Below are 21,449 nucleotides of genomic sequence, written 5' to 3' on the forward strand. Positions count from 1 at the left end.
TCGCCGAGATCGGTCGCCGCCTTGATCGCCTCGGCGAACTGCGGTCGCGTCCGGAACATCCAGCCACCCGCCACCAGCGCGAGTTCATAGGGGCGGCCTCCCAACTCGGCCTGAATATCCTCGATCAGCACCTCGACCGAGGCCCCCTGCCCCACCACCCGCGCCAGATCCTCGCGCCCGACCGGCGCGGCGCTGGCAAACAGCACCGCCTCGATCCGCCCCATCCATTCGCGCCAGCGCAACTCCGGCGGCAGGTCGTTCAGCTCCCGGTCAAAGACGGCGCCGCCCTCATCCGCCGGTTTCCGTTTCCGGGTCGCTGTTGTCATGATCCAATCCCGTAGAGCCGGAACGTCGCCCGCCCGGTCAGCTCCCTCGCCACGCCCAGTTCGACCAACCGTTCGCAAAAGCGGCGCGCGGCACGATCCGTCATCGGAATCGACGTTCCGCGGATGCGCGGCGACAGCATCGAGGCCGGCGCCACGGCATCCTCGGTCAGGAACAAATCGACAGCGGCTTCCGATCCTTTTGCTCGCAGCTTCGGGGCCACGGTGCGAAGTGCCTCGGCCCGGCGCGCCAAGTCCCGCGCCTGCCGGATCGCGTCCTCGATGGATTCGAGGAAACGCGCCTGAACCGCCAGTTCGGCCCCCTGCCCGCTCGTTGTCAGATCGCGCAGCATCCCCTTGCTGAGCCGCTGCGCCGTAACCGGCAGCACCACCTTCCAGTTCAGCGCCCGCGCCAGGACGATATCGGACAGCAAGCAGGCAACCCGCTCCGCCCGATCGTCGACATCGAGCACGGCACGCAGGACAGCCCCGCAGCCCGCCAGAGGCCCATGAGTCCGGGCGCGTTCTTGCCCGGCGTTCAGCCAGACACTCACGTCGCCCGCGAACTCCGCACCAATCAAGTCGGCGATGTCACCGACCCCACCGGAACGGCACCGCACAGCCTCGCGCCAGAACGCCAGCAGATCGCCATCCGGCCCCCTCGCCTCGCCCGGCGGCGTCAGGTGCCAGGCGTCGCGAATATCGGCCTCCCGCGCCAGCCGCCCTTCCAATTTCGAGGTCGCCGTCGCGGCACTGAGCGCCAGCCGGTTGGCCAGCAGTTTCACCGGTACGCCATACCTGGGATCGCCGATCAATTGGTCGAGCACCATCAGCGCGGCCCCTGACCGAAAGGCCACAGTTTCAAGGGTTTCGGCACACCGGGACGTGACCCAGCCCGGCAGCTGCGGTAGGATGTTTAGGTCGTCGGAGATCGTGGCCGATTGGTATGTCATGCCACAACACTAGTCTCTCACGGCGCTTTCGTCCACAATATGATGCGCAAACCGCCCCACCTTGGCGCTCCTAATTATGTCCAATAATATTGCCTTATCGGACGTAAATGGATTAGGCTACATCACAGCCCCATTTTGCGCAGGATATCAGGGAAAAGATGCCGCCAAGGACCGGGAAATCAGCTTCAGCCCCGTCTGATATGTTCACCGCGGCTCAGATCGACCAGAGAGATCGGCGCGCTTTCACCCGCTCCCCCTCACACCCCGTCGATCAGGATATCCAGCGCGCGCGTCAACGCATCCCGATGCCCGGACAACGAGCCGACGACGTCGCGCAACTCCGCCCCCGGAACGGCGGCCAGTTCCTGAACCCGTACGATCCACTCTGCCCCGTCGAAATCGACCGTCGGCGTCAGCCCCGGAAAGGCCGCGTATCGGCCAACCTCGCGCAATGGGGCCACCACGCGCGACGCCTCGATCCCGATCAGATCGGTTTGCAGGTCAACCACAAGCTGCCCGCCGCTCAGCCGGTAAAGATCGAATTGCGCCATCAGGGCCGCGCCTCAGAAACTTCTGTACCGCGCAAGGGGCAGGCCCTCTTGCGCCACCTCGTCGGCATAGGCGCTGATCGCCGCGCTGTTTTCCTCGCGCCAGCGCCGGTTGCGTTCCACCTTGGCGGCCTCGGAAATCGCCGCTTCCGCAAGGCGCGACATGTTCAGCCCCAGCGACCGGGCCGTTTCCACCACGTCCGCGTCCAGCGTCAGATTGACCTTGACTCGCCCCATAGAAGCCTCCCGGAGAATACGCATGTCAAAGGAGTATAATCCTCACGCCTCCCCAAAACAAGAGGAGGCTGACGACATCGCCCTGCCCTCCCATGTCGCCGGGTCGGGCACGCTGGATCGGCTGGTGGACACCGCGCGCGACTATGCCCGCGCCGCCGCTTCCGAAAACACGCTGAAAGCCTATGCAAGGGACTGGGCGCATTTCACCCGCTGGTGCCGTCTGAAGGGCACCGATCCCCTGCCCCCCTCGCCGGAAATGATCGGGCTTTACCTTGCGGACCTGGCCGCACCGGGCGGCAACGCCCCTGCCCTCTCGGTCTCGACCATCGAGCGCCGCCTCTCCGGCCTCGTCTGGAATTACGCGCAGCGCGGCCTGACGCTCGACCGTAAGAACCGCCATATCGCCACCGTGCTGGCCGGGATCAAGCGCAAACACGCCCGCCCCCCCGTGCAGAAAGAAGCCATCGGCGCCGAGGACATCCTCGCCATGCTGGCCACCCTGCCCCACGATCTGCGGGGCCTGCGGGATCGCGCGATCCTGCTGATCGGCTATGCCGGGGGCCTGCGGCGCTCCGAGATCGTCAGCCTCGATGTCGGCAAGGACGACACGCCCGACTCCGGCGGCTGGATCGGGATATTCGAGGGTGGCGCCCTGCTCACGCTCAATGCCAAAACCGGCTGGCGCGAGGTCGAGATCGGCCGCGGATCAACCGATCAGACCTGCCCGGTTCACGCGCTCGAACAATGGCTGCACTTCGCCAGGATCGACTTCGGCCCGGTTTTTGTGCGCACCTCCCGCGATGGCAAACGCGCCCTGGAAACCCGCCTCAACGACAAACACGTCGCCCGCCTGATCAAGCAAACCGTCCTCGCCGCCGGCATCCGCGCCGACCTCCCCGAGAAAGACCGCTTGCGGCTGTTCTCCGGCCATTCCCTCCGCGCCGGTCTCGCCAGTTCCGCCGAGGTCGACGAACGCTATGTCCAGAAACACCTCGGCCACGCCTCCGCCGAAATGACCCGCCGCTATCAACGCAGGCGGGATCGGTTCCGCGTAAACCTGACCAAGGCGGCGGGGTTGTGACACGCATCAGGCTTTTCGCGGCGTCGATGGCTGTCGCGTTTCCCTTGGTGCCGCAAACGCCATGAACTCCCGCACGGTCTGTTAACGGCGCGCAAATAACACGCCACCCCTTGCCGAAGTCCTCAAACACCTTAAAGCTGTAGTCATGGCGATGATTCAGGATTTCATAACCCGGCTGGGAAAACGGCGGTCTCGCTTCTCGGCGCCGATTGCCCCGGACCACAGCTTTGCCGCCATTGGTGATATTCACGGCCATGACGATCTGCTTGAGACGCTTCTGGACAAGCTCGAGACCGAAGCGCCGGGTTTGCCTGTGGTTTGTCTTGGCGACTATGTCGACCGCGGGCCTGACAGCGCGCAGGTTTTGCGCCGGCTGCTGGAACTCGAACAGGGCAGGGGGCCCGGCGAGGTGGTTTGCCTGATGGGCAATCACGAGGCGATGATGATCGAATTCCTGCAGCTTCCCGACAGCAAATGGCCGCTCTGGTCGCGCAATGGCGGGCGGGAGACCTTGCGCAGTTTCGGGATCGACCCGGACGACGGGAGCAGCGCCGAACAACTGAGCGCTGCGTTGCGCGACAGGGCAGGGGGGGAACTGCTGGACTGGATCGCCCGTCGCCCTTTGATCTGGCGGAACGGGAATATCGTGGCCAGCCATGCCGGGGGCAATCCCACACGGCCAATCGAGCCGCGTAGGGGGCATGGATTGCTGTGGGGTCATTCCAAATTGTTCTCGACACCCCGAAAGGACGATCTGTGGGTCGTTCACGGGCACTTCATCCGCACGGCCCCGGAATTCCGCGATGGGCGGATCGGGATTGATACCGGGGCGTTCCAGACGGGCCGTCTGACGGCGGCGATCATCGAGCCGGGGCATGTGCGGTTCCTGTCGACCTGACGGGCAGGGCAGGGCGGTGAGTTGACAGCTGTCAACTTTTGCCCTGGAAGACACCCTCCAGCCCAAGAGTTGACAGCTGTCAACAATCGCCATCACAGCCAACCGATCAGCCGAATACGGCTCTAACATTGCAATAATCGCCTTACGTAGCCCCGGTGTTGAGCAACGCCATAACCATCGGACCGGGTGAGAAACCGCCATCCTGCGCTTTGCGCGACAGGGCCCTGAGATACCCGCCGGGGCTGTTGATCTCGGAGACACGTTGCAGGATGCAGGCCACGGTGATCGCAGCGTTTTCCGGCCCCATCGCACGTTGCGCTTCGAGCCAGGCGTCGGGGCTGATGCCCATCATGCCACGAACGAAAGCGGCCCCTTCGATCAACTGATGCCATGTCCGGATTTCATCCTGCATGTAGGGCTGCAAATCGGGGCAAGCCTTGGTGACCAGAGCGAGCGGCAGGTTTACCTGCTTTTTAGACTCCGTTTCAGCAGGTTCGACATCTGGATCAGGAGCGCTACCCCCGCCGCCTTGGCCATTTTCATGGCAAAGTTCAGATTCATGAGAGTCTTTATTTGAATTATGATGGTGACGCTCAGTTTCACTGTCACTGCCGCTCATTTCTTCTGACTCAGTGGCCAAACGGCGTTGCGTTTCAGCCAGCACGTCGCGTAGTTCTGCCAGGAGGCTCTGGAGATCGTCCAGGGGGAGTTTGCGGCGCATAGCCTTGTGAACGGTCAGAAGGCGGCTCTGGAGGGCCTCCCAGGCGCTGTGAGGGGCATTGTCCTGCCCGTAGGCCACCAGCTTGATCGCATCGCGCTTCATCAGGGTCAGTTCTTCGCGCATCCGGCGCAGGCGCTCGGCCGCGGCGCGGGTCTCGGCGGCGGCTGTGGTGATCTGCTCGGCCTTGACCAGCAGTGGGCGCAGATCGAAGCCGAAAGCGCGCGACAGGTCGCCATCGGCGCCGCGCACGGCGTAGCGTTTGCCGTTGGGGCTGTCGTGACGCAGGATCAGACCCGACTCCACCAGAACGGCCAGATGCCGGCGCAGGGTGCTTTCGGCCATGCCGTGCGCCCGTTCGCCCAGGGCGGCGTTCGAGGGAAAGACGATCAGCATGTCATTGTCCGACAGGCTGGTTTCCTGGTGAAAGGACAGAAGCGCGTTCAACACCGTCAGATCGCGGTCGGACACGCCGAAGGCGGCCTTGGCAGTGCAGAGTTCGCGGAACAGTTCCCATTTGTTGATATGGGGAATGGCGGGCTGCGCCTGAGCGGCCTGCGCATGTTTCATCAAAGCAGCCGAAACCGGCCGCTGCCCAAAGGGCGTCGTTGTCAAAACGTCCATAGCTTATCACGAGACAAAACTTTTTCGCCCGCCGGAGTCCGACGCCAGTTGACAGCCGCCAACCTGAGACCTTAGATTCAGAGGTGCTTAATCACGAACCAAGGGCCTCTCGGGAAGTTTTCTCGGGGGGCTCTTTCCTTTTCGTCCTGTCCTTTCGTGCCTCCTTGTCTTTTTTCTGCTCTGGTCCTCGTTGAAGCCGTAAAACGGCTATTCCCCGCGACGGTTCAGCCAGTCACGGTGAATATCTGAAAGATGGTCGATCAGCCATTTGTCGAACCCGTCCGCCGTATCGTGGGGCAGGGTCAGGACGGTGGCGTTTTCCTTGTGGGTGGCATGGCCGATGGGGGCGCCGTCGGCCCCCCTGAGCTTGCTTTTCTCGGGTTTCGGGCGATCCTCCTGCGCGCGGCGGCGGGGCAGGGTGAGCGCCTTGATCAGCGCCTCGAACCGCTTGTCGGAGCTGTCGGCGGGGCCGGACAGGTTGACGAGGGCCACGGCCTCGTCCGGGGTGGCGCCGTTTTCACCATCCAGAAGCTCGGCCAGGGCGATCCAGCGATCCCGCCCGACGGACGGGGCGGCGCCGATGGCCTCTATCACGTCGATCGGGATGCGGTCGATCACCGACAACATGCGGCTGATCACGGTCTTGTCCACATGCAGGGCGGCACAGATCGCCTTGCGATCATATTCCAAATCTCGCATCTGTCTGGCGAAATTGGCCTTTTCGATAAAGCTCAGATCCTTGCGGGCGGCGTTTTCCTGCCCCTGAGCCAGCACCAATTCCCGATCGTCCAGATCGCGCACCAGCGCCTTGACCGGTTGGCCGATGTCGCGCAGCGCCAGAACCCGACGGCGGCCATAGACGATCTGATAGCGGCCCTCGTCGCCGGGGTGGGGGCGCACCAGAACCGGCACCTGCTGACCGCTTTCGCGGATCGACTCGACCAGCGCCTGATGATCGCCGTCATCGTCATCGAGCCGGTCGGTCAGCCCTCCGGCGTCGATCTGATGCGGGTCGATCTCGATGACCGACCGGCTTTTGAGTTCGGCGATGGACTGGCTGACAGCGCCGATGGCGCCACCCTTGTAGCGCGGGCGGGCGGGATCGACGCGGGTGTCTTCGCCGGACTCGGCAGGCTCGGACGGGGCAGGGGCCCTGGTGGCCTCTTCCATCAATCCCTTGAGAAGATTCTTGCGTGCCATGGTTAGCGCCCCCATGCCTGCTGAATGAGGCCCTCGATCTCGCCGTTGACGGCATTGAGGGATTCCATCGCCCGCTCATAGGTGGAACGGGTGAACTGGCTTTTCTCGACCTCGTAAAGCGTCTGCTTGGTGATCCCGGCATCGGAAATCGCGGTGGATTTCAGCACCGGGTGGTTCAGGACGTGTTCCCCGAACATCGAGCGCATGAAGCTGACCATCTGGTTCTGCGGCCCGTCGCCGGGTTCGTAGCGGGTGATGACATAGCGCAGCCAGTCATAGGACATATCGCCCCCGGCCTCGGACACCACGCCCAGCAGGTTGGAGGTCATCAGAAGGAACTGGCACATCGACATCACGTCGAGCATCTGGGGATGCACCGTGACCAGAACGGCGGTGGCCGCGGACAGGGCCGACATGGTCAGGAACCCCAGCTGCGGCGGGCAATCTATCACGACCACGTCATACTCCCCTTCGACCTCGGCCAGAACGGCGCCGACTCTGGTGAAGAAAAGGTTACCATCCCGTTGCGCCAGCGCGCGGGGGGTGTCGTGCTCGAATTCCATCAGATCCAGATTGCCCGGCACGATGTCGAGATTGGTGAAATAGGTCTTCTGGATCACCTCGCGCAGCGGCACGGGGTCCTCATAGCGGATCGCATCGTAGAGCGTGCCGCCATCCAGCAGGTCGAATTCCGGTTGATAGCCGTGCAGCGCCGAGAAACTGGCCTGCGGGTCCAGATCGACACCAAGCACCTTGTAGCCATCGAGCGCCAGTTTCTGCGCCAGATGGGCCGAGGTGGTGGTTTTGCCCGACCCGCCCTTGAAGTTGATCACGGTGATGACCTGAAGGTGATCGCCCTCGCGCCGGCCCGGCAGGTAGGTGCCGGGGCTTTTGGCGCCGTCTTCGAGAAACTCGCGCAGGGCCTGGATATCTGCGGTGGAATAATAGCGCCGCCCGTTGCCGCGCACCTCGGGGGAGGGGCCCTTGCCGTCGAGATGGAGCTTGCGCAGATAGGCGTCGTTCACGCCCAGAAGGTCGGCCGCCTCGCCCGAAGTGAAGCGGCGCAATTCCTTGCGCGCATTGGGCGGAAAAAGCTGGGCGCGATGCGCCTGCAGCCGCTCGGAAAGCTTGCTTGCATGATCTCCGATCAGCGCGTCGATGCGGGTCTGATCCACTGCCATTCTGTCCTCATCCGTTTTCCGTTTGTTACGGAAAATCGCGTTTTATTCGTTTGTTACCGTAATTAAATGACCGGATTTTCCGATTCTGACAAGGACTTATTCACAATCTTGTGGTGAGGACAGGGCCGGGCACAAGACCCGTTCCGACATGCGCCCCGTATTTTCGATGTTTCAAGGATGATTTTCGACACCGCGTACGGGCCCGCGCCAAGCGGGCAGGAGGCCTGTCCCGACGTCGATATACAGCAGCTTCAGGCGTTTCGCGCTAGGTGACCGGCTCTTGCGGGAACGCGCCCGCTGCGAAGAACGCACCATCGGCCAGAACGTCTTCAACGGTCGCCAGGGTGACCGTTTTCTGGTTCTTCGAAAACGCATAGACCATCGAAAGGTCGCAAAGCTGGTTCACCAGACGGGGGACACCCCCGGTCTGTTCGTAAATGAGGCGGCAGGCGGCCTCGGCAAAAAGGTTCTTGCGGGCCCCCGCCACGCGCAGCCGGTGCCCGATATAGGCCGTCACCGTGCGTTCATCCATCGCGCTCAGGTGAAAGCTGGCTGCGATTCGCTGTGCGAATTGCCGTAGTTCGGGGCGATGGATGATGTCGCGCAGTTCCGGCTGACCGACAAGCACAAGCTGCAACAGCTCGTCCTTGTTGGAGTTGATATTGGTGAACATCCGCAGTTCTTCGAGCGACTCGATGCTCAGGTTCTGCGCCTCGTCGAAAATCAGGACCACCCTGTGACCTCGGGCGTATTCCGAAATCAGGTATTTCTGAAAGGTGTCGAACAGATCCACATAGGTGGCGTCGCGATCGGCGGGCTGGTCCAGCGCCATCAGCGCCCAACGCAGCAACTCCCCCCGTGATCCATGCGCGTTCGAAACCAGGCCAACCGTTACATCCTCGCCAATCCTCTTGAGGAACTTGTGCAGCAGCGTGGTCTTGCCTGCGCCGACCTCGCCGGTGATCAGGGTGATCGGCGATCCGGTCAGCGTACCGTACTCCAGCATGGTAAACGCCCGGACGTGTGCCGGCGACCAGAACAGGAAATCGGGGTCCGGCACCAAAGTGAATGGACGTGCATTCAGTCCGAAATGCCGTGTGTATATGTTCAGCGTACCGCTCATGGGGTTGATGTAACTTGAATCACGAATCTCATCCACCGCTTTAAGGATAAGTTTTGACGATTTGCCCTTGACTGCCAAGGTCTTGACGGTCGGTCTCTCTGAACTTGCCGCATTTTCGGGCAGGGGCGCCTTGTCGGTCTGGGCGCTTTGAAAAACGGGAGGGTCACCGCGAAGTTCGCCGGATGGCGCCGGTTCCGGGCTCTTCCTGTTCTCTTTGAATGCTACAACACGCCCCCCGGCTTGTGTCTCCGAGTTTTGGAGCGACTTGCCGGCCCGTTTGCGCCACAGGGTGAATAGGTTCTCCGGTAACATGGGGTCCTGATCATCCTTTCCGCACCTCGAAAGCCCAAGGCACGGATATGCCGTGCCTCACGCAGGGTGTGTCCGATCCTGGGGAGTAAGCGACACCTTTGACGACATGGCGACGGCACTAAGGTGATTTCATGTCACGGGGCGCAGGCCACCGTAAACCGGGTTGATTCGCGCCCCTGCTCTCTGGACTGCGCAGAAGGGTCCGAATTGCGCGCCTTATTTAGAACACAATCGGCAGGCAGGGTGAGTTTTGTTTCAGGTTGTGAACGATAAGGCTACTCAAAGTTGTGATGGCGGATTATATTTCCGCCTGTGCATGTATTTCATGCATTAACCTTTGATTAACTGATTTCACAATGTTAGCTTTGAGCTAATTCAAAATAAGTGGCCTAAAGCCTATATAAAAAACTGTTAATCCCGAGCAGTAAAATGAGATCGTCCCCTGGCAAGTTTTTACGCCAGTCGTTGGTTTTTGTGAGTGAATTTTAGGTTCCGATGCCGGGGATATTCAGGGATTGGTTATTATTATGACGATACAAGACAAAGATATTGGTAAGAATTTCAACGCTATCCCCGCTCATCCGCGTATCGTGATTTCGGGCCGGGGAACCCATCGTTCCTTCAGTATGTACAGCCGTATTTTCAAACGCGTTCTCGACCTGATTTTCGTTCTCATGTTGGCGCCCATCGTGGTTCCGGTCGTCCTGTTTCTGGCGATCCTCGTGGCGCTGGATGGTCACAATCCATTCTATTCGCAAAAGCGTATCGGCAGAAATGGCCGCGCATTCCGCATGTGGAAATTGCGCAGCATGGTGCATGACGCGGATACGCGGCTTCAGCAGTATCTGGAGTCCAACCCCGAAGCGCACGCCGAATGGAGTAACAAACAGAAACTGGCCCATGACCCGCGCACCACGCGGCTTGGCTGTGCGTTGCGCAAAAGCTCGATGGACGAATTGCCGCAACTCTGGAACGTCGTCATCGGCGACATGAGCCTGGTCGGCCCGCGCCCGATGATGCTCGATCAACGCCAGATGTATCCTGGTGTCGCCTATTTCGACATGCGTCCCGGCGTTACCGGATACTGGCAGATTTCGGATCGCAACAAATCATCGTTCGCGGACCGCGCCTCTTTCGATGCTCAGTACTACAATGACATGAGCCTTGGCACCGATCTGAAGGTGCTGGGGCAAACAATCGGCGTTGTCCTGCGCGCAACAGGTTGTTGACACCACTCACTGTGTGGTTAAGCCAAGGCCGTCTGAGGCGTATGCTCCAGGCGGCCTTGGTTTGTTCTGAATCTTGAAAATGCCCCACGGCGCGGCACGTATCGCGCTTGCCGGATGCAAAAGCCCGCAAGAGTCGCGCATGGCGTCCCAGCCTGATATCTGCCGGTAATGGAGCTTCAGTTGCTTTCGCTGACGTTTACGGGGCTGTGGCCGGCACCGCGCAGGTCACTCACAATGTTGCAGATGAATGCCCTCACCAGAACCAGAAGCAAAATCCCGGTTCCGCTGACCATATAGAGGGCCAGCGCTGCCCAGATCGACGACCCGAGCATCAGGGTGGCAATACTTGTCATCATTCCAGCGAACATGGCGACAAGAACAAATGCGAGCATATTGGCAGCCTCCGTGACGAACGTATAGCTGAGGGTATACCGCTATACGTGTTACATAAAAGACGACAAATGTGGGCAAATTCAATAAAAACAATGGCGACTTCGTGTTTAACGTGCATTTTTGCCTTATCGCTGCCGCTTGAGCGCCACATTTCCGCCACGATGAAAGGCAGATACGCCGGGTTGCTGATCCTGCGCGGTTTTTGTTCGCATCGGGCGCGAACTTACTATTTTCCAATGATCTTTCGCCCGCGCGCCTGTATGGATCGTGCCATCGCACGCAGGATCTGAGAATCGGGGGCCATGTCGCATAGCCAGTCTTATCCGGGCCTCCTGCCGCTTGCCCTTGTTCTGCTGGTCCTGCCTTGCGCGGCGATCGAGCTGATCTTGCAGGCGGCGGATTGGGGGCTGGTCGGGACAGCGCATTGGCGGGCGCTGGCCTATCAGTTCGGGGCGTTCTGGCCTGACCTGTTGGCAGGCCGGCATCCGAACTACGAGGCGCAGCCAGTATTGATGTTTCTCAGCTACGCGTTCCTGCATGGCGGGCTGGTGCATCTGGTCGTGAACATGATCACCCTGGTTTCCCTGGGTAATGCCGTGATCTACCGCGTCGGGCCATGGCGGTTCATGGCGATCTATGCCACCTCTGCGATCCTGGGCGGGGTGGTGTTTGCGCTGCTGGCCTCCAGCGGGTTTCGCCCGATGGTGGGGGCCTCGGGATCGCTGTTCGGGCTGGCGGGGGCGCTGATCGTCTGGAACGTGGTTCTGACCGTCAGGCAGGGGGCTGGCATCCTGTTGACGGCTGTCAACTTTGCCTGGCCGGTGGGGGTTCTGATCCTGCTGAACGTGGTGATGTATGTCGGCACGGATGGCGCGGTGGCTTGGGAAACCCATCTTGGCGGGTTTCTGGCCGGGGCGGTCATGGCTGTGTTCATGACGCCCCGGATGGGCGCATCAGAGGGCTGAGGCCCTTATTCGGCGACCACACCCATTGCCGCTGTCGTTACCGCTGCGCGGCTGACCTGTCCGGCGTCGGCGGACAAGCGATCGCGGCTCATTTCCTCGTGCCCGATGCCAAGAGCCACGCGCAGGTCGATATAGGCCAGCGACAGGTCGCGCAGCGCGCCCGCCTGTCTGGCGCGCGCGGATGACAGGGAGCGTTCCCGGTCGATCACGTCGAGCACGGTTGCATCGCCACCATCGGATATCAGGCGGCGCGACAGATCGAGCGAGCGCTGGTTCAGTGAGACGAGTTCGCGGGTCGAGCCGACGGCATCGCGTGCCGCCTGTAATTGGGCGAGGGCATTCTCGACCTCTTCCACCGCCGTCAGGACGTTCTGACGCCATTGCAGATAAGCCTGTTGCGCCCGCGATTCAGCCGCATCGGCCGAAGCTGCCAGCGCCGGTTGGGTAAAGACCGGCATGGTCAGTCCCGCCACGATACCTTCGTTCCATGACCCGCTTTTCAGGGGTGCGGTCACTAGGCCGCTGAGGTTCAAACTGGGATAGCGCGAGGCTTCGGCGACGCCCAGATCGGACACCGCAGCGGCATAGCGCCGTTCGGCCATGCGAATATCGGGACGGGCGCGCAGCAGATCGGCGGGCACGCTGGCATCGCCCCCGCCACGCGGAAGCGGCTGGCGGCCCTGATAGCCCAGATCGACCCCAAGCTGTCCCACCGGCTGCCCCAGAAGGGTTGAAATACGGTTGCGCTGTGCGACGATCCCGGCCTGGATATCGGGCACTTCGGTTTGTGTTTCAGAGACCAGCGCACGGGCGCGCAGCACATCGAGCTGGGTCGCCGCGCCTGCGTCGAGCATGGTGCGCATGTCGCGCAGGGTGCGCCGCCGCGAGGTCAGATCCTGTTGCCGGGTTTCGAGGCTGCGCTGCAGGAAACGCATCTGGACATAGGCCGTTCCCAGTTCCGACAAAAGCAGGCGGCGGGCCTCGGTTTCACCCAGTTGCGCGGCCTCAAGCCGTTGGCGTGCGGCGCGGCTGGCCCATTGCGTGCGCCCGGCCAGACCGAAATTCGCCTCAAGCTCGCCCGAGGCGGTATCGGGGCTGTTGGAGTTGCTGCGCGCGCTGGCGGTGAGGTCGCCGGTCACGGCAACGCTGTCGCGGCGCAGGACGGCCTCGGCCTCGCGAACCCTCTCTCGGGCCTCGGCGACGCTCAGATTGTCCTGCATTCCGGTATCGACCAGACGGGTCAGGACCGGGTCGTTGAAATCCAGCCACCAGTGCAGATCGGCGCGGCTGGCCTTGCTGACCGGCGCCAACAGCGAATAGCGGTCGGGAAGGTCCATTTCTGGCGGCTGGTACGTGGGGCCGACAGTGCATGCCGACAAAATCAATCCCGCGCACGCGCAATATAAAATACGCATGGTGTCTGCTCGTTCTCTGCCTCGCGGACCTTATCGCACGCATTTTTGCGTATCTTTTTACGGTCCTTCGGGAAAAGTTAACAGAAATTCGGCAATTTTTCCACGGCCTTGTGAGGTTTGCACAGGTTGGCAAAGACTGTTGCGCATTTGCGTCAGCCGGCTTTGGCAGCCCTATTCGCGGAATGCGCGGTGGAAAAAGCTGGCCATCGGTTCGATCAGGTATGTAAGGGGCGAGCGTGCGCCGGTCTGGATGAAGGACTGCACCGGCATCCCCGGCAAGAGCGTCTGGCCTTGCAGTTTGGTGATTTCAGAGCTGTCGGGGACGATCTCGACCGAGTAATAGGCTTCGCCCGTCGCCTCGTCACGCAGCACATCGGCCGAGAGGCTGCGCACCGCGCCCTTGAGTTCGGGGATTTCGCGCTGATCGAAGGCCGAGAATTGCAGCGAGGCCTCCTGTCCCGCATAGACTTCGTCGATATTGATGGTGTCGACCCGTGCGGAGACGACCAGGGGCTGATCCTGCGGAACGATATACATCAGGGGCTGCGCCGCCTGCACGACCGATTGCGCACCGAAGACCTGAAGGCCATAGACGATCCCGCCAACCGGCGCGCGGATGTCCAGCCGGGAGATGGTGTCCTGCAGGCTCAACCGGCGCTCTGACAGTTCGATTTCGCGAAATTCCAGATCCCGCAGGAGCGACACCGCATTTTCCCGGCGCTGCGTTTCAAGCTGCAGCAAGGCGATCCCGTTGCTGGTTTTCTGGCCGCGCAATTCGGCCGACTCGGCCTCGAGCCGCCCGATCTGGCCTTTCAGCCCGGCCAGTTCGCGCATCAGTTCGCTGACCCGCGAGGCGCGTGTGAGATTCTGATCCAGCAGTTGCTGTTCGGAATCCAGATCGTCCTGAGTCAGGCTGGCCTGTTCGTTCAGCGCATCGAGCTGCGCCTGCAGCCCGGCGATCCGGTCCTCGATCTGCTGGTTCTGTTCGTTGAGCAGGCTGATCTCCTGCTCAAGCGATTCATTGCGCGACTGGAACAGCGTGCGTTCGCCCTGCAACAGCTTGCCGACCTCGGGCCGGGAGGCGGCCAGAGCGACCAGAGCGGGATCAAAGGCGATTTCTTCGGCATTGTCGCGTTCGGCCTGAAGGCGGGCCTTGCGCGCCGCGAGTTCGCGCAACTGGGCCTCGACGATGCTCAGCTCGGATTTGGGGCGGCGACCGTCAAGCTGGATCAGGATGTCGCCCTCGTCCACGCGATCGCTGTCCTTGACTAGCAAATCCCCCACGACACCGCCTTCGGGATGTTGCACCGCCTGACGGTTGGTTTCGACCTTGACCTGCCCCGGCGCGACCACCGCGCCCGACAGTTCGGCCCGAACCGCCCACAGGCCCAGCCCCCCCACCAGCGCGACCAGCGCCAGAATACCGGCAGTCAGGGGCAAGGTCCCTTTCCATTTCGGGTCTTCATCCATCTGTGCGCCGCTCACATCGCCACCTTGTTCGACTTGTCCGGCTGTGCCGTCGCCAGACGCGGCTTGCGTGGGTCCGCAATCGTCTTGGCCAGCACTTCGTCACGCGGGCCGAAGGCAACGACCGCGCCCTTGTCGAGGACGATCAGCATGTCGCATTCGGCAATGGCGGCGGGCCGGTGGGTGGTGATGATCACCGACTTGCCGCGCTCCTTGAAGCGCTTGACGGTCTGGTTCAGGGCGTTCGAGCCTTCGGCATCCAGCATCGAGTTCGGCTCGTCCAGGATCAACAGGACGGGATCGCCATAGAGCGCACGGGCGAGGGCGATCCGCTGTCGCTGACCGCCGGAAAGCTGGTTTTCGTTGCCGTCGAGATAGGTATCGTACCCGTTGGGCAATTGCATGATCATCTCATGCGCGTTGGCCTGTTTGGCGGCCTCGACCACGCCCTTGGAATCCGACTCCAGCGACATGCGCCGGATGTTTTCCGAGATCGTTCCGGCAAACAGGCTGACGGTTTGCGGCAGGTAACCGATATGGCGGCCCAGATGCATCGGGTCGTATTGATTGAGCGTTGCGCCGCCAAGACGGACCTCGCCCGCGGCCATCGGCCAATACCCCGTCAGCACCCGCGCAAGGCTGGATTTGCCCGAACCGCTTTTGCCGATGATACCAAGCGCATGGCCCGGCTCCAGCGTGAAGGAGACGGAGCGCACGGTGGGTTTCCTGGCGCCGGGGGGCATGATCGTGACCCCCTTGGCCTGCAACAACGAACCGGGCACCGGCAGTTCGGTGCGTTCGTCGGGAAGCGGAACGGCGGACAGGAAGCGCTCCAGCGTTTTCCACCCGGCGCGCGCCCGTTGCAGGACGGGCCAGTTACCCATCGCCTGCTCGACCGGGGCGAGGGCGCGGCCCAACAGGATCGACCCGGCGATCATCGAGCCGGGCGTCAATTCGCCCTGCAACACGAAATAGGCGCCGAGGCCCAGGATCGCGGATTGCAGGAACAGACGGAACGCCTTGGTGAGCGAGGTGAAGATGCCCGTCCAGTCATTGGCGTTCATTCTTTCGCGCAGCGCCAGGTTGCGCAGGCGCTTGTAGCGGGTCAGCAGGCTGTCATGCATGCCCTGGCTCAGCGCGACTTCGCTGGCCTCATGGGTTTGTTCGGCAAAGGCATGGGCGCGCTGTGTCGCGATCTGCGCCATGCGCACGCGATAGGCGGTGACCACCTGGTTGAGCAGCGCCAGAACCACGATGATCAGCCCCCCGGCCAGAGCAACCCAGCCCAGGACAGGGTGGAAAATGAAGATCGCGGCGATGAACAGCGGCGTCCAGGGAATATCCATGACCGCAATCAGAACCGGCGACACAAATAGGTTTTGCAGGGCGTCCAGATCGCGCAGAACGGCGGTGCAGGCCGGGCGCTCATGCGGGTTGGCCGAGCGTTGCAGCGTCGCCCGGAAAACACGCGCATCCAGCGCCGTCTGGAACCGCGCCCCGATCCGCGCCATCACCCGCCCGCGGGCATAATCCAGCACCGCCATCAGCGCATAGAGCATCGTCACTAGCAGCGATAAGGCCACCAGCGTTTCCACCGATTTCGACGCCAGCACCCGATCATAGACCTGCAACATGTAAAGCGGGCCGGTCAGCATCAGGATATTGACGAAAATCGAAAACACGAAAGCCCAGAACAACAGCCCACGCCCCTTGCGACGCGCCGCCTGAAGCTCAGGGAGCCCCGGTTTGTCTTCAGTTGTCATACTTGCCCCAAAGCCTGTGGCTTTTCCCAATTTTGACCAACAATACTAATTGCTGCGGAAATGGAAACAATTTCTGACGTTTTGCGTTTCTACGCGTTGTTCCGCTGATCCACCTGAAACTGCAGAAGCCTTGCCTGTCGTTATAGCGTTCTTTTGCTGAACAGGACACAGGATCAACGGCTCCCGTCTCGGCACAGTGCACATGGATTGAAACAGGTTGGCAGGGGGCGCCAGCCTTGGTCCGGCATGGTTCAGACCTTGATCAGTCTGTCATCGCTTACCGTGATGCCCTGTCGGGCGAAGACGTTGCGGCTGTCAAAGATCAGCGCCGCATGCGATGCGATCAACTGATAGTCCGGGGCGCTATGGTCGGTGATGACGGCGATGGCCGCGTAGCGTTCCAGGGTCTCGGGGGTCAGCGGCACGGATTGCCGGCCCGCCAGTGCCGGGAATTCCCCGCCAGCGGGCAGGCGCGGGAAGAACGGGTCGTGATAATCGACTTCCGCCCCCAGGTTTTCCAGCTGTTCAAGCAGCACCAGCGCCGGGCTGCGGCGGGTATCTTCGACATCGCGCTTGTAGGCGATTCCGACCAGCAGGATGCGCTGCCCGGTGAGCGGGGTCTGAGGGTCGCTCGCGGTCGCTCGCGTGCGCGCGACCAACCCGGCGGCGATCCGGGCGGCCAGAAGCGCCGGGACGGAATCATTGCTGTGACGGGCAAGGTCGATCAGCGGCGTGGCCGAGCCGACATCCGCCGCGCGCCAGGACAGGTAGGCGGGGGACACCGGAATGCAGGCGCCGCCGATGCCGGGGCCGGGATAGAAGGGCATGAATCCGAAGGGTTTGGTGGCCGCGGCGTCGATCACCTCCCAGATGTCCACTCCCATTGCGTCAAGCGCGACCTTCAATTCGTTGACCAGCGCGATATTGACGGTGCGAAAGCTGTTTTCGACCAGTTTCACCGCTTCGGCTGTTGCCGAGGAGCTGACGGGCACCGCACGGGTGATGATAGCACGGTAGAATTCCTCGATCAGCTCGCGCGACTGAGGATCGTCCGCGCCGACCACCTTGGGGATGTTGTGGGTATCGAATGTCTTGTTGCCGGGATCTTCGCGTTCAGGAGAAAACCCAAGGAAGAAATCGCGCCCTGCCGTCAGCCCCCCGGCTTCGAGGAGCGGGCGCACCAGGGTGCTGGTCGCGCCCGGCCAGACGCTGCTTTCCAGCACGACCAGTTGCCCCTGCCGGAGATGCGGCGCGATTTGCCTGGCGGCGGCGCTGACAAAGCGCATGTCCGGTTCCTGATCCGGGGTGAGAGGTGTGGGAACGCAGATGAGGATGACATCGGCCTCCGACAGGGCCGCGTTGTCCTGCGTGGCGCGGAACCGCCCGGATGCAACCGCGCCGGAAATGCGGTCGGGCGCGAGATAGGAAATCACCTGCGCCCCCTGCATGATCCGCGCGACCCGCTCCGGATCGAGGTCAACACCGGTCACATCGAACCCCGCGTCATGTGCGGTCAGGGCCAGGGGCAGCCCGACATAGCCAAGACCCACAACCGCGACCCGCGCCTCGCGCGAAACGATGCGCCGGCCAACAGGAAGGTGGTGTGAGGGTTCATAATTCATGCCGCGCTCTGGTACTCTGAAGCTAAAATAATTCAATCAACGGATTTCCGGAAAAAAACCGGCCCTTTCAATCGATAAGATGGAACATGTGTCGAAGCCAACAAATTTTTTGAAAATGCCGCAGACCGGGACCCGCTGTTCACGGATCAGAGGCAGTTATGGCCGGACCGCCGAATTGTTCACCACCTGCGTGGGAAAGATGCCGGTTCTTTTCAGGTCATGGCGACCCGAAACCCATAGGCGGACGCGCGATCTGGCGCAGGCGGCGCAATGTCCTGCGGGCCATCAGATAGGGTTTTCCCTGCCCAGCCAGATGGGAGCGCCAGCGGGCGATATCCGTATAGTAGAACATCTCGAGCCGAGGCAGGTCGTGGATGTCATCCCCCGGTCCGGCAACGTCCAGCCGCGTGCCCACCGATGTGGTGTAATGCTGCGCGATACAGCGGCGCACGGCTGCACTGGCCGAGCCGTAAGGCGGCGCGAAATGGCGGATTGGCAGGCCAAGGCGCGCGCCGATATCACGGCCCGAACGAACCACCTCGTCTTCCAGCGCCTCGGGCTGCAATGCCGAGAGGTCGGGGTGGGTGACGCTATGAGCACCGAAGAGGACGCCCTCGGCGGCCAGCGTTTCGATCCGCTTCCAGCCCATCAGCGGGCGCGGCGGAGTGTTGCTACCGGCCCAGTTCTCGGCTCCGCCCACGCATCCCGAGGGCAGGTATACAATTGCGCCAAACCCGTGATCGCGCAGGATCGGCCAGGCGGTTTCGTCAAAATCGCAAAACCCGTCATCAAAGGTGATGAGAACCGAGCGCCCACCGGGCGGGGCGGTCAATTGATCGGCGGTGATCACCGGCAGGCCGCTCTCGGCCAGTGCCCGCATCTGCGCGGAAAACACATCGGGCGCAATCGAGGTGGGCCCCGAAGCGTCCGAGATCGAGTGGTACATCAGGATGTCGATCCGGCCCGCGGGCATCTTTCAATCCTCGACGATATGAGTGGCGAAGATCTCGCGGTAGCGCGCCCATCTGGCACGATCGACCTGCCCCGCGGAATCGATGCATTCGGCCGCGCCATAGGCCATGGCAAAGGCATGGTGGGTGTTGTCATGAGCAAAAAGCCCCTGCCGGCCAAAGACCAACACTCCATCAAGACCCAAAAGCCAGTCATCCACCACATCGAACCGGGCGTGATAGTCGATGTCATAGACCGGATAGGCATGGCTGAGCCGCCGGGTTTCGCAGCGACGCACCGGGACATCGACCGGCAGCCCCAATTGGTTCAGCCAGCCGGTAAATTCCCGGCCCAGCTCTTCGTCCGATATGTCCCACCATTTTTCACCCGGATCGCAGGGCAGTTCCGCACAGAGCACCGTGACGCCCTTGGGCTCGCTCCGGGCGGCGTAGTTCTTGGGCTCGGACATCCGGCTGATCGGGATCGAAAGCTCGGGAAAGTAATGCGCGTCGAACTCGGTAAACCGGTCGGTTTCCAGCACCAGATAAAGCAGGATCATACCCCGGAAGCGGATTCCTCGGGCGGCCTCGACCACCTCGGCAGGCGGTTCGTCGATCAGGCGGGTCAGGCCGGTCAACGGAATGGTTGACAGGATCAGGTCGCCGGACAGTTGTTTTTCGGTCTCGCCGTCACGGATCGTCAGGCCGGTGATCCGGTTGCCGTCGCGGTTGATCCGGGTGATTTCCGTGTCGAACAGAAATTCGGCACCGGCTGCGGCGGCCCTGTCCTTCATCGCCTCCGAGATTTGCCCGAAGCCCCGGCGGGGGTAGAAAAACCGCCCTGCGGTTTCGCTGCGCAGCCCCGGCATCAGGCGCAACATCTTCATCAGGATCTTTCCGACCGACCCGCTGCCGACCCGCCGTTCGGCCAGGGTGACGGCCAGCTTGTCAGGGTCAAGCCCCCAGAGCTTGCGCACATAGGGAAAGTAGAAATTCTCCGAAATCGTCGGCCCCAGCCCGTCATAGAGCACGCTGGAAAACGTGGCCGGGCCGCTGGCTTTCCTGCGGAACGGTTTCAGGACCATATCGCCAATCAGCGACAGGGCGAAAGGTTTGGGAAGGCGCAGCAGGGCATCGGACAGCTTCAGCGGGAAATGAATCCACTTGCCGCCCAGCCGGATCCGCCCGTGCCGCGGCCGGAGCAGCAGATCCTCGCCCAGCAGGGATTTCACGTCGTCGAGAACCTCGGGCTCGGCCGCCGGGTGGAACCGGTGCGAACCATAATCGCAGATCACGCCTTCGACCGGAAAAGAGCCCGAATTGCCGCCGACCCGGTCCGCGCGTTCAATCACGCTGACCCGCGCCTGACCGTTGCGGGTCAGCACATGCGCCGCCGCCAGGCCTGCCGGTCCGGCGCCCAGGATGATGATATGGGGTTTGGTCGAACTTGCGTCCGACCGTGAGGAATCTGTCACGTGCTACCCTTTCTCTCCGGCTCGCGCCTTCTGTTCCCTGGCCCCGCCCGACAGGGCAAGCACCAGCGCCCCAAGCCCGCCTGCGGCGAACAGAACGGCTTGCCACATCAGCCCGGCCGCGACGATCACGGATGGATCGGCGCCGAACGGGTCCAGCAAGGCCGCCAGGGTCGCCTCGCGCAGGCCGAGCCCATTCAGGGATACCGGCAAAACGGCAATTATCTTGGCCAGCGGCCAGGCAAAAATCCAGTATCCCGGAGCAATATCGGCGCCCGCAGCAACCGCCAGCCCCCAGGCCAGCCCGACCAGCAGCAGCTGGATCGCGATCGAGGACATAAAGGCAATGATCAGGGTTGCGGGATCGCGGCCAAGCGCGGCAAACGACGCTACCAGGCGGTCGACAAAGGCCCGACCGGGCAGGGAAGGGGCGATCCGCCAGGGCAGGGGCAACAGGCGGGGCAGGGCAAGCATACCGGCCAGCACCGCCGCCAGGATCACGGCGGCCTGGATCACCAGCCCTCCTGACGCGCCGGTGTTCCAGGACAGGACCAGACCGAGACAGGCGATCGTCAGCAGGGCGATCATGTCGATCAGCCGGTCGGCGGTGGCCCCGGCCACCACGCGCGCACCGTCTTTCATGGCGGCCTGTGCGAGCCCGGCCCGCACGGCATCGCCGCCCACGGCCCCCGGCAGGCACAGATTGGCGGCCAGCCCCGCGTAATGGGCCCGAATTGCCAGCATGGGCGGCATCCCGCGGCCCAGCAGAAGCCACCATTTCAGCGCGGCCCCGGCATGGGCGGCCAGAAACAGCGCCAGCACCAGTAAGAACACAGTGAGCGGAATCGCCTTCAGCGCGGCCATCACCTCGTCCACCGGCAACAGCCAGAACAGCACGCCCAACAAAACGGCGGACCCTGCGGCCCGGATGATCCAGCGCCTCCGGGCGGAGGCAGGAGAGGGCGAAGCGGTCAC

The 21,449-nt window shown here is 62.4% G+C and carries 20 protein-coding genes; 4 read left to right on the forward strand and 16 right to left on the reverse strand.

All coding sequences use genetic code 11. The features are described 5' to 3' along the window. The 4 genes from KPG71_RS17160 to KPG71_RS17175 all read right to left on the reverse strand — a co-directional run. Window positions 1–326 (reverse strand): SMC-Scp complex subunit ScpB (locus tag KPG71_RS17160; RefSeq protein ID WP_216339592.1); only part of this gene is annotated, 326 nt, incomplete at its 3' end. Further along, on the reverse strand, window positions 323–1,276 hold the full coding sequence (locus KPG71_RS17165) for a DUF1403 family protein (RefSeq protein WP_216339594.1): 954 nt from the start codon (window positions 1,274–1,276) through the stop codon (window positions 323–325). The genes KPG71_RS17160 and KPG71_RS17165, both read right to left, overlap by 4 nt. A 257-nt stretch (window positions 1,277–1,533) precedes the next feature. Beyond that, complete coding sequence (locus tag KPG71_RS17170; RefSeq protein WP_216339597.1) at window positions 1,534–1,827, reverse strand: CcdB family protein; 294 nt, start codon at window positions 1,825–1,827, stop codon at window positions 1,534–1,536. A gap of 12 nt (window positions 1,828–1,839) precedes the next feature. Next, window positions 1,840–2,061, reverse strand: a complete 222-nt coding sequence (locus KPG71_RS17175) for a type II toxin-antitoxin system CcdA family antitoxin (protein WP_216339599.1) — start codon at window positions 2,059–2,061, stop codon at window positions 1,840–1,842. Between the two features lie 22 nt (window positions 2,062–2,083). Here KPG71_RS17175 and KPG71_RS17180 point away from each other — a divergent pair, with 22 nt between their 5' ends. After that, window positions 2,084–3,142: a tyrosine-type recombinase/integrase gene (locus tag KPG71_RS17180; RefSeq protein ID WP_216339601.1), complete on the forward strand. Its 1,059-nt coding sequence runs from the start codon at window positions 2,084–2,086 to the stop codon at window positions 3,140–3,142. Window positions 3,143–3,287: 145 nt separating this feature from the next. Next, window positions 3,288–4,040, forward strand: coding sequence for a metallophosphoesterase (locus KPG71_RS17185; protein WP_253196338.1), 753 nt, complete (start codon window positions 3,288–3,290; stop codon window positions 4,038–4,040). 142 nt (window positions 4,041–4,182) lie between these two features. Here the strand turns inward: KPG71_RS17185 and repC are convergent, their stop codons facing one another. From repC to KPG71_RS17205, 4 genes are all read right to left on the reverse strand, one after another. After that, a complete protein-coding gene (gene repC / locus KPG71_RS17190) occupies window positions 4,183–5,382 on the reverse strand; it encodes a plasmid replication protein RepC (protein WP_216339603.1) in 1,200 nt (399 codons plus the stop codon). Window positions 5,383–5,589: 207 nt separating this feature from the next. Beyond that, complete coding sequence (gene repB, locus KPG71_RS17195; protein WP_216339604.1) at window positions 5,590–6,582, reverse strand: plasmid partitioning protein RepB; 993 nt, start codon at window positions 6,580–6,582, stop codon at window positions 5,590–5,592. Window positions 6,583–6,584: 2 nt separating this feature from the next. Next, window positions 6,585–7,763 carry a plasmid partitioning protein RepA gene (repA, locus tag KPG71_RS17200; protein ID WP_073036513.1) on the reverse strand — a complete coding sequence of 393 codons (1,179 nt, stop codon included), beginning with the start codon at window positions 7,761–7,763 and terminating at the stop codon, window positions 6,585–6,587. Between the two features lie 265 nt (window positions 7,764–8,028). Next, window positions 8,029–8,886 carry an ExeA family protein gene (locus tag KPG71_RS17205; protein ID WP_216339606.1) on the reverse strand — a complete coding sequence of 286 codons (858 nt, stop codon included), beginning with the start codon at window positions 8,884–8,886 and terminating at the stop codon, window positions 8,029–8,031. A 938-nt stretch (window positions 8,887–9,824) separates the two neighbouring features. Here KPG71_RS17205 and KPG71_RS17210 point away from each other — a divergent pair. Further along, the gene (locus tag KPG71_RS17210) at window positions 9,825–10,427 is read left to right on the forward strand and encodes a sugar transferase (RefSeq protein WP_253196340.1); all 603 of its coding nucleotides are present in this window, start codon (window positions 9,825–9,827) and stop codon (window positions 10,425–10,427) included. 176 nt (window positions 10,428–10,603) lie between these two features. On the opposite strand, the gene KPG71_RS17215 is transcribed toward KPG71_RS17210, so the two are convergent. Beyond that, window positions 10,604–10,819 (reverse strand): hypothetical protein, encoded by a 216-nt coding sequence (locus KPG71_RS17215; RefSeq protein WP_216339610.1) that lies wholly within the window; start codon window positions 10,817–10,819, stop codon window positions 10,604–10,606. Between the two features lie 303 nt (window positions 10,820–11,122). On the opposite strand from KPG71_RS17215, the gene KPG71_RS17220 reads away from it, so the two are divergent. Further along, complete coding sequence (locus KPG71_RS17220) at window positions 11,123–11,785, forward strand: rhomboid family intramembrane serine protease (RefSeq protein WP_216339611.1); 663 nt, start codon at window positions 11,123–11,125, stop codon at window positions 11,783–11,785. A 5-nt stretch (window positions 11,786–11,790) separates the two neighbouring features. Here the strand turns inward: KPG71_RS17220 and KPG71_RS17225 are convergent, their stop codons facing one another. From KPG71_RS17225 to KPG71_RS17255, 7 genes are all read right to left on the reverse strand, one after another. Next, on the reverse strand, window positions 11,791–13,200 hold the full coding sequence (locus KPG71_RS17225) for an efflux transporter outer membrane subunit (RefSeq protein WP_301182915.1): 1,410 nt from the start codon (window positions 13,198–13,200) through the stop codon (window positions 11,791–11,793). A gap of 171 nt (window positions 13,201–13,371) precedes the next feature. Continuing rightward, on the reverse strand, window positions 13,372–14,685 hold the full coding sequence (locus KPG71_RS17230) for an HlyD family type I secretion periplasmic adaptor subunit (protein WP_367397378.1): 1,314 nt from the start codon (window positions 14,683–14,685) through the stop codon (window positions 13,372–13,374). Continuing rightward, complete coding sequence (locus tag KPG71_RS17235; protein WP_216339616.1) at window positions 14,682–16,430, reverse strand: type I secretion system permease/ATPase; 1,749 nt, start codon at window positions 16,428–16,430, stop codon at window positions 14,682–14,684. Before KPG71_RS17235 ends, KPG71_RS17230 begins: the two co-directional genes overlap by 4 nt. A 251-nt stretch (window positions 16,431–16,681) precedes the next feature. Further along, entirely contained in the window at window positions 16,682–18,052 is a 1,371-nt protein-coding gene (locus tag KPG71_RS17240) for a nucleotide sugar dehydrogenase (RefSeq protein WP_216339618.1), read from the reverse strand. A gap of 217 nt (window positions 18,053–18,269) precedes the next feature. Then, a complete protein-coding gene (locus KPG71_RS17245; protein WP_216339619.1) occupies window positions 18,270–19,025 on the reverse strand; it encodes a polysaccharide deacetylase family protein in 756 nt (251 codons plus the stop codon). 3 nt (window positions 19,026–19,028) lie between these two features. Further along, complete coding sequence (locus KPG71_RS17250) at window positions 19,029–20,477, reverse strand: FAD-dependent oxidoreductase (protein ID WP_216339621.1); 1,449 nt, start codon at window positions 20,475–20,477, stop codon at window positions 19,029–19,031. A gap of 3 nt (window positions 20,478–20,480) precedes the next feature. Then, a complete protein-coding gene (locus KPG71_RS17255; protein WP_216339623.1) occupies window positions 20,481–21,449 on the reverse strand; it encodes a lysylphosphatidylglycerol synthase transmembrane domain-containing protein in 969 nt (322 codons plus the stop codon).

The organism is Roseovarius sp. PS-C2 (assembly GCF_018862045.1).
Lineage (GTDB): Bacteria > Pseudomonadota > Alphaproteobacteria > Rhodobacterales > Rhodobacteraceae > Roseovarius.